At 71.0% G+C, this 12,153-nt stretch carries 6 protein-coding genes; 4 read left to right on the forward strand and 2 right to left on the reverse strand.

The genetic code is table 11. The features are described 5' to 3' along the window. Positions 1-2,005: tetratricopeptide repeat protein (locus QHF89_RS48960; RefSeq protein ID WP_284721975.1), on the forward strand; the 2,005-nt coding region annotated here is incomplete at its 5' end. Between the two features lie 17 nt (positions 2,006-2,022). On the opposite strand, the gene QHF89_RS48965 is transcribed toward QHF89_RS48960, so the two are convergent. Then, a complete protein-coding gene (locus tag QHF89_RS48965) occupies positions 2,023-4,653 on the reverse strand; it encodes an ATP-binding protein (RefSeq protein WP_136972082.1) in 2,631 nt (876 codons plus the stop codon). Between the two features lie 388 nt (positions 4,654-5,041). Here QHF89_RS48965 and QHF89_RS48970 point away from each other — a divergent pair, with 388 nt between their 5' ends. Continuing rightward, positions 5,042-7,780: a hypothetical protein gene (locus QHF89_RS48970; protein ID WP_284721976.1), complete on the forward strand. Its 2,739-nt coding sequence runs from the start codon at positions 5,042-5,044 to the stop codon at positions 7,778-7,780. Between the two features lie 93 nt (positions 7,781-7,873). On the opposite strand, the gene QHF89_RS48975 is transcribed toward QHF89_RS48970, so the two are convergent. Continuing rightward, a complete protein-coding gene (locus QHF89_RS48975; RefSeq protein ID WP_284721977.1) occupies positions 7,874-9,835 on the reverse strand; it encodes a serine/threonine-protein kinase in 1,962 nt (653 codons plus the stop codon). A gap of 418 nt (positions 9,836-10,253) precedes the next feature. Here QHF89_RS48975 and QHF89_RS48980 point away from each other — a divergent pair, with 418 nt between their 5' ends. Continuing rightward, positions 10,254-11,381 carry a tetratricopeptide repeat protein gene (locus tag QHF89_RS48980; RefSeq protein WP_284721978.1) on the forward strand — a complete coding sequence of 376 codons (1,128 nt, stop codon included), beginning with the start codon at positions 10,254-10,256 and terminating at the stop codon, positions 11,379-11,381. 82 nt (positions 11,382-11,463) lie between these two features. Further along, a partial coding sequence (locus QHF89_RS48985; protein ID WP_284721979.1) for a hypothetical protein occupies positions 11,464-12,153 on the forward strand: 690 nt, incomplete at its 3' end.

Here is a 12,153-nt window from a genome sequence, read left to right on the forward strand (position 1 = left end):
GGCGGCGACGCCTGCGCCCGCGGCCGTGGCGGCGACCCCCGCGCCTGCGGCCGTGGCGGCGACCCCCGCGCCTGCGGCCGCTGCGGAGGGCCCCTCGCTGCTCGACTCCGCGCTGGTGTCGCTGGTCGACTCTGCGCCGGTGCTCTCCGACCCCGCGCCGGTGCTGACGGACTCGGCGCTGACGGAGTCCGCGCCCGCGCTGACGGACTCGGCGCTGACGGAGTCCGCGCAGGTGCTGACGGACTCCGCGGCGAAGCTGACGGACTCGGGGCCGAAGCTCTCGGACTCGGGGCCCACGCCGAACGACCCCTCGCGCCCGAGCCAGCGGCCGACGAAGCCCGTCCTGCCGCCGAAGCCGCCGCAGACGCCGCCGCAGGCGCCGCCGCGCAAGCCCGCCGGGCCTCCGCCCATCCCCGTGCGGCGCGAGCCTCCGCCCAAGGCCGCGGCGCCGCCGATGCCGCCGAAGGAGCGCGCGCGTTTGCAAGAGCAAGCGATGCAGCTCGAGCTCGACGGCAAGTGGGCCGAGCTCTGCGACGTGTTCCGCAAGCTCGAAGCCGCCGAGCCCACGGCCGAGCGCAAAGCGCGCTACCTCTACCAGCTCGCGCTCGTCCACGTGGATCGTCTCGACCAGACGGATCGCGCGCTCGAGCTGCTCGACGAGGCGCTCGACAAGAACCCGAGCCTCGTCGAGGCCTTCGATCAGGTCGTGGCGATCCACGAGGGCCGCGCCGACTGGAAGAAGATCGAGCGCGCCTACCGCAAGATGCTGCACCGGCACGCGGGCACCGAGGACACCTCGCTCAAGCACCGGCTGTGGTTCAAGCTCGCCGAGATCTACCGCGACCTCTTCGACAACCCCGGCGCCGCCGTCGAGGCCTTCCGCATGGCCCTGCGCAACGCCACGCGCGAGGAGGCCATCGCCGATCACCTCACGATCGCCGAGCTCTGCGCGCACATCGGGCAGGTCGACGACGCGATCGCCTCGTACCAGTCCGTGCTGCGCGTCGATCCCGGGCAGGTCGACGCCTACCGGGCGATCTACCGGCTCAGCGTGGATCGCGGCGCCTACGATCCGGCGTGGTGCGCGGCGGCCGCGCTCGCGTTCTTGCGCGAGGCGGACGAGGAGCAGGTGACCTACTTCCAGGACTACCGCCCCGACGGCCGCATCCAGGTGAAGAGCCGCTTCGACAGCGACCTCTGGGCGCGCCACGTGTTCCACGAGGACCAGAGCCTGCTCGTCGGGAAGATCTTCGAGATGCTCGCGCGTGCTGCGATGAAGGCGAAGGTGGAGGCGCTCCGGCAACGCAAGGAGCTGCTCGCGCTCGATCCCTTCCTGCGGCAAGACCCGACGACGTCGAGCGTGCCCTTCGTGCGGACGATGGGCTGGGCGTCGCGCGTCATCGGCGTCACGTGCCCGGCGCTCTTCGTGCGCAGCGACGTGCCCGGCGGCATCGTCGCGGTGCCGACGGAGCCGCCCGCGTCGGTCGTGGGGCAGACGTTGCTCGGCGGTTTGTCCCAGGAGGAGCTCGCGTTCGTCGCGGGCAAACACCTCGCGATGTACCGCGGCGAGCACTACATCAAGCAGCTCTTCCCGAGCGCGGAGGAGCTCCGGGTCATCTTCCACGCGGCCGTGAAGATGGTGATGCCCGACGCGAACACGCCGCGCGACGTGGACACGCGCGCCGAGGCGACGGCGAAGGCGTTGCGCTCGTTCATGGGTCCCCGCGAGCAGGACGGGCTCCGCGTCGTGGTGCGGAAGTTCATCTCGGAGCGGGAGGAGGCGGACATCGGCCGGTACTTCCGCGCCGTCGAGCTCACGGCCACGCGCGCGGGGTTCATCCTGTGCGGCGATCTCGGCGTGGCGAAGAAGCTCATCGCCGCGGAGCCGACGCTCCCCGACGATCCGCTCCCCTCGGACAAACTGAAGGATCTGCTCGCGTACTCGGTGTCGGAGAGTTACCTCGCGGTGCGCCAGACGCTCGGGATCGCGATCGGGCAGGAGTAACTCGCCCGCGGCGCGGGTCATTCGCCGCGCGGGGCGAACCGCGCGGGGGTGTTCGGGTCGAGCAAGTATCCCTTGGGGTGGTTCAGGAGGAGCGCGCCGAGCCCCTCCTTGCGCAAGCTGCTCAGCGCGACGCGAAGGCGCGCGACGGCCGCGCCGGACAGGATGCGCTCGTTCGGCCATCCCTTCGCCACGAGATCCTTCACCGACATCGGCGCGCCGGGTCGCTCGAGGCGCTGCTCCGTCAAGGCGACGAGGAGGCGCCCGAGCAGGCGCCGACGCGAGCAGTCCACACGCCTGCCCGAGGGCAGGCGGAACCACTCCCCCTCGGGATGGACGAGCAGCGCCGTGTCCTCGGACGGCTGTCCCTGGGTGACGAGCGCTTGCTCGAGCGAGCGGCGCGCGCGCGTGGCTTCGAGGCGCGGCGGGGTGAGGGGCGCCGCCGCGAGCCGTCGTTTCGCGGAGGTGAGGTGCTGCTCTGCGCCCGCGAGGTCGCCGCCGGCCGTGGCTTCACGGGAGAGCGCGAGGTCGAGGTGCCCGCGCAGGTAGTGGATGACTGCGGCGTTCGCGGGCCGCTCCCGCGCCCAGCTCGGGCGCTCTGCTTCGGCGAACGCCTCGCGCGCGGCGTCGAGCCGCCCGGCCGTCGCCTCGACGCTGCCGAGCCACGCGTGGATGGCGACCTCCATCGAGTGCTGATCGCGCAGGCTGACGAGCGCGCGCTTGCAGCTCTCCCGCGCCTCGCTCAACCGCTGCGCCATGAAGAGGTGGCTCCCTTGGTGCCCGAGGACCACGCCGAGCGTGTAGCGATCGCCGATCTCGCCCGCGATGCGGATCGATTGTTCCCAGTAGGCCTCCGCTTCGTCCGAGCGGCCGAGCTCGTCGGCGATCGACGCCAGGCTGCTGAAGCAATTGGCCAGGTTCCGTCGGTTGCCGAGGGCGCGGTGAAGGGCGACCGCGCGCTCGCCGTGCTCACGCGCTTCTTCGAGGCGCCCGAAATGGATCTGCGTGATGCAGAGGTTCCCCTCCGCCATTCCCTCGAAATGGATGTCGCCCGCCTCGCGGTGGAGGGGCAGCGCCTTCAGGAAGGAATCCCGCGCTTCGTCCTGCGCGCCCTCGAAGACCCGGATCACGCCGAGCACGCTCAGGGCGCGCCCCTGGAGGCGGCGATCGTCGGGCAGGATGAGCCCGCGCGCGCGTTCGAGTGCTGCATGGGCCTCGGCGAGACGACCTTGAAAGAGGTGGACGAGTGTCCTGGTGAAGCGCGCTCGCACGAGCGCGTCGTGGTCGCGGGTTTGGGTCGAGAGGGCGCTCACCTCCTCTGCATCGGCGAGGGCGCGCGGATAATCTCCCATCAGCCGGTGCACCTCGGCGCGCGCGGCGAGCGCCCGCGCGCGGAGGTCGGCGTCGAGCCCGGCCGCGCCCGAGGCGCCGAGGACCGCGTCGTGCAGGGCCGCGGCCAGGCGGAGCGGCCCGTGCACCGTGAGCGCCGGCTGGAGCGCGAGCGCGACGCGCGCCGCCGTGCGCACGTCCTCGGCGCGCGCTGGCCCGAGGCGCTCGAACGCGCGGCGATGCACCGCGAGCAGGTTCTCCCGCTCGGCCAGGAGCCAGCGCCGGGCCTCGACGCCCTCCGGCCCGTCGGCCTTCGTGGCCCAGAGGCTCGCCTGCTCTTCGTAGTAGGCCGCGTGCCGCGCGACGGCGGCGTCTTCCGCGCCTCGCTCGCGCAGCCGGTCCCACGCGTAGTCACGGATGCTGAGGTAGAGCGTGAAGCGCGCGTCGTCGGGGCCCTCGCGCGGCGCCTCGCGCGCGAGCAGCGATCGATCCCGGAGCGACTGGAGCACGTCGGCCACGCGCGGGGCGCCCTCGCCGAGGTCGATGACCCGTTCGGCCGCGTAGAGATCGAAGCTGCCGCGAAAGACGGCGCAGTGCGCGAAGACGGCTTGCTCCCAGGGATCGAGCGCCCTCCACGACGCGTCGATCGCGTCGCGCAGCGAGCCGTGCCGCGGCCCGCCGCTCGACGCCCCGCGCACCAGCACGTCGAAGCGGCGGCGCAGGTGGTCGAGCAGCGTGGCCGTGGAGAAGACGCGCATGCGCGCGGCGGCGAGCTCGAGCGCCAGCGGCAGGCCATCGAGCTCGCGCACGAGCGCGGCCGCGCGGGGCGCTTCGTCCGTCGTGAGGGCGTAGCCGTGCGCGACGAGCCCGGCGCGATCGACGAAGAGGCGGACCGCTTCGGAGTCGGCGACGTCGGCGCTCCCCTGGGGGAGAGGCAGCGGACCGAGCTCGAGGATGGCCTCGCCCTCGACATCGGTTCGTGTCCGTGAGGTGACGAGGAAGCGTGCGTCCGGCGCGCGCTCGTGCAGGACCGGGAGCGTCGCCTGGGCGTGGACGACGAGGTGCTCGAAGTTGTCGAGGATCACGAGCACCCGGCCGCGCGCGGCGATCGCGTCGGCGAGCTGCGCGAGCATGCCCGCGCTGTGGCCCGCGGTGAGGGGGACGTCCAGGGTCGCGCCGAGCGCCCCGCAGACGCCATCGACGCCGGAGGCGTTGGTTAAATCGCATATCCACGCGCCGCCTGGATAGGCTTCGGCGCGCCGGAGCGCGTACTCGTGGGCGAGGCGCGTCTTGCCCACGCCCGGCGCGCCGAGGACGCTCACGAGGACCTCGGTGGAGAGGCGGGCGTGGAGGGCTGTGAGCTCGGGCTCCCGTCCGATGAACCGCGTCGAGCGAGCTTTTACGTTGGTCCGCGGCGATGGGGACGAGCGCGGCGCGTTTCGCACGATCGTAGCCCAGGACTGTAGGGGACGACCAGGGGGGTGTCGACGATGTGCGCCTTTGCGTCGGGTGAGGGGCCGCACGTCGATGGGGAGCGGCGCCGACGCGCACGAAATCGCGGGGCCATCTTATCGAGAGATTATCGACATCTTATGCATCGGCGCGCCTGATTCGGTTACGAACGGTAGCCGGCACAATCGTGGACGATTGGAACGACGGGCCCCGCTTTGCTGCGTGCGCGTTGCTCATCCACGAAATGAAGGAGACGTCATGAACTTCGGGATAGGTGGTCGCGTGGCGACCGTGGTGTTGTGGAGCGCCTCGGCGTTCGCCTTGATGGGCTGCGGGGATAGCGAGTCGGCGACGGCGGGGGGCGCGGGCGGCAGCCCGGCGACGACCGTGGGCTCGGGCGGCGGTGGAATGGGCGGCGCGGGCGGCGCGGGCGGCGGCGGCGGGATGGGCGGCGCGGGCGGCACGTCGTCGAGCGGGGGTTCGGTGTGTGGCAGCGGCACGACCGACTGTGACGGCACCTGCGTCGACACGGCGCTCGATCCGAAGAACTGCGGCGCGTGCGGCCAGGCCTGCCCGGCCGGAGAACTCTGCTCGACGGGCGTCTGCGGCGTCGTTTGCCTGGGCGGAACCACGCAATGCGGGGATGCCTGCAAGGACACCTCGGTCGATCCGGCGAACTGCGGCGCGTGCGACCAAGCCTGCCCGGCGGGGAGCGCCTGCCAAGGCGGCGTTTGCCAGGCGGCCGGCTGCGGCCCGGGGCAAACCACCTGCAGCGTCGGCATGAACCAATACTGCGCGACGATCAGCCTCGATCCGCAAAACTGCGGCGGTTGTGGCTTCGTGTGCCCCACGGGCCAGGTCTGCTCCGGCGGGCAATGCGCGGCGACCTGCACGGGCAAGACGTCCACCCTCTGCGGCGGCGGCTGCGTGGACACGGCCTCCGACAACCTCAACTGCGGCGCTTGTGGCAACGCGTGCGCCGCCGGCCAGGTGTGCTCGGGAGGCGCGTGCGCCGCGACGTGCGCGGCGAGCGAGGCGACGTGCGGATCGGGTGCGAGCACGCATTGCGCCGACGTGCATGACGACCCGCAGAACTGCGGCGCCTGCGGCGTCGTTTGCCCCGCGGGCCAGCTCTGCTCGAACGGGAGCTGCGCGCCGCATTGCAGCGGGTACGCCGATACGAGCTGCCAAGGGCTCTGCGTGAACACGGACAACGACAAGCAGAACTGCGGCGCTTGCGGGAACGCCTGCGCGGGCATGCAGGTTTGCTCCGGCGAGCAGTGCGCCGCGACGTGCGCGAGCGGATACACGACCTGCGGGGCCGGCGCGGACGCGTATTGCGCAGAGCTCCCGAACGACCCGCAGAACTGCGGCGCGTGCGGACATGCGTGCCCGGTGGGCGAGGGCTGCTCGCAAGGCGTCTGCGCGGCCGCCTGCAGTGGCATCAACGGCACGCTTTGCGGCGGTCAATGCACGAACCTCCAGAACGACGCCAAGAACTGCGGGAGCTGCGGCTTTGCGTGCGCGTCGGGCGAGGTCTGCGCGGGCGGCCTCTGCGCGAGCGCCTGCACGTTGGGCACGTCCACGTGCACCGTCGGCGCCACCAAGCTCTGCGTCGACGTGTCGGTCGATCCGCAGAACTGCGGGAGCTGCGGGAACGCGTGCGCGCCGGGCGAAGTCTGCTCGAATGGGACGTGCGGCGGCGCGTGCCAGACGGGGTATGACACGTGCGGCGCCGGTGAGTCGGCCTTCTGCACGCATATCGACGACGATCCGAACAACTGCGGCGCCTGCGGCCAGAGCTGCGCGCCGCCGCCCAACGGGAGCGCCACGTCGTGCACCTTCGGCGCGTGTGGCTTCACGTGCCAGCCGGGGTACGCGACGATCAACAATGGGAATTCATGCCTCACCCTGAAGGGCATCTCGGCGGGCGATTTTCATAGCTGCGGGATCACCGGGAGCGGCGGCGTCATGTGCTGGGGCTACAATGTTCACGGCCAGCTCGGGGACGGCACCCAGACCGGCCGCACGTCTCCGGTCACCGTCCTCGGCCTGGGCGGACCGGTGAAGAAGGTATCGACGGGGACGCTCAGCACCTGCGCGCTGCTCACCAATGGGAAGGTGAAGTGCTGGGGGTACAACAACCAAGGCCAGCTCGGCAACAACACGAACCTGAGCAGCCTCACCCCGGTTGACGTGCTGAACCTCTCCGACGTCGTCGACATCCAGTCCGGACTCGAGTTCACGTGCGCGCTGACCAACGGTGGGTCTGTCGCGTGCTGGGGATACAATGGCCATGGTCAGCTCGGGAAAGGGGACGCCGTCAGCGCCAACGTCCCCACGAGCGTCGACAGCCTGGGCTCCGGCGTCAAGGCGATCGGCATCGGGCCGTCGAACCACCCGAATGGCACGGGCATGCACGCGTGCGCCGTCACCGCCGCGGGCACGGTGAAGTGCTGGGGATACAATGCGTATGGCCAGCTCGGGAACAACAGCGGAGCGACAGCGCACACCCCCGTCGACGTCCTTGGCCTGAGCGGCGTCGTCGGCATCGCGGCGGGCGGGCTGCACACCTGCGCCCTCACCAATGCGGGCGCGGTCAACTGCTGGGGATACAACGGCAACGGCCAGCTCGGCACCGGGACGGCCGGTGGCGTGGCCCTGACCTATGGCCCCGTGGCCGGCCTGAGCGCGGGCGTCGTGGCCCTCGCGGCGGGCGGGTACCACACCTGCGCCCTGACCCAGTCGAAGAAGACGCTTTGCTGGGGGTACAACGCCCATGGGCAGCTCGGGGACGGGACCAACACCGACAGGTCGTTGCCGACCGCCGTTCAGGGCCTGCCCGCGGGTGGCCTCCCGGTCATCGTGAAGCTGGGGAACACCTTCACCTTCGCGGAGACGGCGGACGGCCGCGTCCTCGGGTGGGGCCTCAATGAACACGGGCAGCTCGGGGACGGCACCACCACGGCCCGGCTCCTTCCGACGCCGATTCACTGACCCCACATCCGCGCTCGGCGCGCGGCCCGCTCCCGGGCCCGCGCGCCCATCCTTCCCGAATCCACCTTTCCGCGGGCCGTTTGTCTCCGGCAATCAGCCCCCGAGCTTGGACACCGGCGGCGGCGGCGGCGTCGCCGAGCGCGCCTCGTCCGGCAGGAGCTGGCGCAGGTGCCACGCCTGCATCGCGGAGCGCATCTCGGCCTCGCGCAGCGCGAGCTGCACGCGCCCCATGATCACGCTCGGCGCCACGATCAGGAACACGCTCCCGAGCGTCAGCGCCACGAGCGTCGGCACCTCGGGCAGCGACACGCCTTGCGGCAGGATCACCATCGTCCCGTTCTGGAACATGTACGAGCGCGGGATGACCCCGAGCAGCTCGAGGCCGAGCGGTACGAGCAAGCCGAGCGAGCCCGTCGCGAGGATCGCCGCCCGGAACCGGCCCGAGTGCGTCATCGAGAACGAGAACGTGAAGATCGACAGCAGCATCGGCACGAAGAAGAGCGGGCCGAACGCGCGCGTCACGAAGCCGAGCGCGAGGATGTTGAACAGAAAGGCGCCATAACTGAAGACGTAGAGCCGGCGCACCTCCTCGGACTGCGCCGCGAGGAGCTTCAGCGCCGCCGAGATCGCCGAGAGGCCCACGATCGCGAGCACGTGCGCCGTGCTCCGCACGCCCATCCAGAGGGCGAGCGGAATCAAGAGGATCAGGTTCCCCACATCGAAGCGCACGCCGTCCCGCAGCGCGAGCCGCAGCCGGCCAAAGCCCCGCGCGCGCACTTCCACCCGCGCGTCGGGGACGATCTCGCTCGGCGGCGTGGTGATGATGCGGGCGAGGAGGCGGAGCGCGTCGCGGTTCGTCGGGTCGAGCGCGAGGGCGCGGCCGACCTCCTGCATCGCCTCGCGCCGGGCCTCGGCGGCCTCGGGGCCAGGTACGTCGGCGCGACGGGCGGCGGCCTCGGCGGCGTGGGCGTGGCGGCTCGACATCTCGCGGCGCACCGAGACGTCCGTGTCGCCGGCGAGGAACCGCTCGATCACGTCGTGGAGATCGCGGGCCGAGGCGTACCGCGCGTCCGGATCGAGCGCGGTGGCTTTGATGCAGATGGCGTCGAGCTCCGGGGGCAGGTCGAGCGTCGGGGCGCGGGCCCTTGCGCTCCCGTCGACGCCCTGGAGCGTCGCGAGCATCATCGCGTTCCAGGTATCCTTCATGTGCAAAGCGTCGAGCGTCAGGATCTCGAAGAGGATCGCGCCGAGCGAGTAGACATCGCTGCGCGCGTCGAGCGTGGTGACCTTCCCCATCGCCTGCTCGGGCGACATGTACCCGAACGTCCCGAGGATCTTTCCGGCGGCCGTCTTCAGGTCGTCCGAGGAATCATCGAGCGAGAGCGCGACCTCGGGGGCGTCCTTGCGGAGCTTCGCGAGGCCCCAGTCGAGGACGTAGACCTCGCCGAAATCGCCGAGCATCACGTTCGAGGGTTTGAGGTCCCGGTGGAGCACGCCGCGGGAATGGGCGAAGTCCACGGCGAGGCAGGCCGCGGAGAACGCGCGGAGCAGCTTTTGGCGGCTGTAGGCCTCGACGATCGCCGGGTCTTTTTTGCGCAGGCCCTTCACGATCTGCGCGAGCGTCAGGCCGCGCAGGCATTTCATCGTGAAGTAAATCGATCCCTCGATGTCGACGCCGAGGTCGTAGACGGGGACGATCGAGGGGTGCTCGAGCTGCCCTTGGACCCGCGCTTCCCGCAGGAAGCGCGCGCGGACCTGCGGATCGGACTGGTAGATCGGCAGGATCACCTTGCGCGCGACGTCGCGGCCGATGCGGCTGTCTTTGCAGAGCGCGACCTCGCCCATCGCGCCGCGGCCGAGCTGTCGTCGCTCCACGTAACGATCAAGCGGCTCGACGCCGAAGCCCTCGCCTCCGGCAGGATCGACGGGCGGGGGCACGGAGAAGATCCGCGCGGGCGGCGGCACCGAGGTGCGCGCCTCTTCCTCCGGGGCCTTCGCCGGCTCTTCCACGGAGTCGTCGAAGAGATCGGGCTCGGAGGTCCGAGGACGCTTCATGAAGTCAAAGCAAGCTGAAACCGCAAAAGCGGTCAAGCGCCGTCCTCCAGGAAGCGCCGCGCCGCCCCCGGGGCTCCGCCCCCGTCCCCGCGGGGGGCTGTCCGCCCCCTCGACCCCGGACCAGCGAGGCGCTGGACCCAGGGTTGAAAAACTGCGCGATGCGCAGTTTTTCAAACAGGCCGACGAAGAAGCGGGGGTGCCCGTCGAACCCACAGCGCGGCTCGCTTGGTCGGCAACGCGGCTGCCGGTCTTGACCCGGGCCTGTTCGATGAACTGCGCATCGCGCAGTTCATCGAGCTTGGGTCCAGCCCCTGGCTGGTCCGGGGTGCAGGGGGCGGACAGCCCCCTGCTGGGGCCTGGGGCAACGCCCCAGCGAAGCGGCTTCGAGATGAAACCAAGATGGGTTACACTGGGCGTGGTGCGCGGGGCGTGGGGGCGACGGTGGCTGCTCGTGGGCGCGTGGCTCGTCGGGGCGGCGGGCTGCCAGCCTGCCGTGCGCCCGCCGAAGGGGCCGGCGGTGACGATCGAGGACCTCGTGCGGGAGGCGCGCGCCGAGGGCGTCTCCGTCGAGGATCCGCTGGGGATCGACGCCGAGATGAAGGCGGACGTCGAGCGGGTGGTGGGGCGCATGGGCACGCCCGAGGAGCGCCTGCGGCGGCTCTCGCGGTATTTGCGGGACGACCTCTCGTTCCAATATGCGCAGAGCCAGTCGCTCACGGCGCGCGCGGGGTTCCGGGCGCGGCAGGGCGATTGTGTCTCGTATGCGCATCTCTTCACGGCGCTCGCGCGGCACCTCGACGTGCCCGTGTATTTCGTGTACGTGCGCAAGGTCGAGGGGCATTACGAGAAAAATGGGTCGTTTTTCCTGTCGTCGCACGTGGCCGTCGGGTATGGCAGCGGGCCGATGGCGGTCGTGATGGACTTCGCCAAGGAAGCGCCCGATTGGACGCTCTCTTTGTACAACACCATCGACGACGGCACGGCCCTCGCGCTCTACCAGAACAACCTCGCCGTGGACGCGATGCAGGCCGGGCGGCTCGACGAGGCGGAGGCGTCGATGCGCTTCTGGCTCACGCGCCGGCCGAACGTGGCGGAGATCCACAACAACCTCGGCGTGCTCTTGAACCGCGCCGGGCGGTATGAGGAGGCGCTCGCTGTCCTCGGGCGCGGGATCGAGGCGTTTCCGCGGTACGAGCCGCTCTACACGAATGCGATCCGGGCGGCGCGCGCGGCGGGCAAGCAGGACGAGGCGCTTGCGCTCGTGGGGCGCGCGTCGGCGCTCGAGGACGGCGATCCGTTGCTCCTGCTCGCGTCGGGGCTCAGCCTGTACCAGGCGGGCGATTCCGGGGCCGCGGCAGAGCGCCTGGAGCGCGCGGCTCTGGCGCTGCCCGACAATGCGGTGATCGCGGCGTGGCTCGTCCGGGTCTACCTCGCGGCGGGGCGGCGCACAGCGGGCCTCGGGGCATTCGAAAGGCTCCGCAAGCTCGCGCCTGCGGGGAAGCTGGAGCAGGATCTGCGGCGCGAATTTCCGGAGCTCGGTCCGTAATGAACGCACGCGAAAGCGTTTCTCTGCGTACAACGAGTTTCTCGGCTTGACGCGTTCCGGGCGCGGATGTCCACTCGCGCCCATGAGCAAGGGGAAGCTCCGTCGCCCGATCCTGGCGGCCCTCACGGTCTCCGTCGCGGCGGCGTTCGGGGGGTGCCTCGAACCCACGCAGATCACGCTGGAGATCGTGACCGATCTGGATTGCTCTCAGATCGACAGCACGGCCATCGTGGTGAGCAACGAGGCGCAGTCCGCCGACACGATCCGGGATCCGGGCGCCGTGGCCGGTGAGTGCAACGGGGGGCGTATCGGGGCGATCGTGCTCTTGCCGAAGAGCGCCAAGAACGAGGCGATCGCCATCAAGGTGGTCACGGGTGTCGGGCTCACGGCCGAGAGCTGCTTGAACGACCCGGAACAAACGCCGGCGCCGGGGCTTGGCTGCATCGTGGCCCGCAGGCGCCTGCGTTTCATCCCGTCGACGCCCCTCGAACTGCCGGTCAAGATGCGCGGGGAGTGTATCGGTGAAATCTGCAATCCCGAATCGACCTGCATCGCCAAGGGATTGTGTGTCGACTCCCTGGTGAACGAGCAGGCGTGCAAGGGGGAGGACACGGACGAGACGTGTCAGCCGACCGGCGGGGGGAGCGGCGGCAACGGCGGGGGGAGCGGCGGCAACGGCGGAGGGAGCGGCGGCAACGGCGGGGGGAGCGGCGGCAACGGCGGGGGTATGGGCGGCAACAACGGGGGGAGCGGCGGCAGCGGCGGGGGTGGG

The sequence above is a fragment of the Polyangium sorediatum genome (assembly GCF_029946465.1).
Taxonomy (GTDB): domain Bacteria; phylum Myxococcota_A; class Polyangia; order Polyangiales; family Polyangiaceae; genus Polyangium; species Polyangium fumosum.

Bases quoted from the DNA above. Each gene is read 5' to 3' on its own strand.
- QHF89_RS48970 (WP_284721976.1), top strand. From the start codon at position 5,042: ATGAACTTCGGGATAGGTGGTCGCGTGGCGACCGTGGTGTTGTGGAGC.
- QHF89_RS48975 (WP_284721977.1), bottom strand. From the start codon at position 9,835: ATGAAGCGTCCTCGGACCTCCGAGCCCGATCTCTTCGACGACTCCGTG.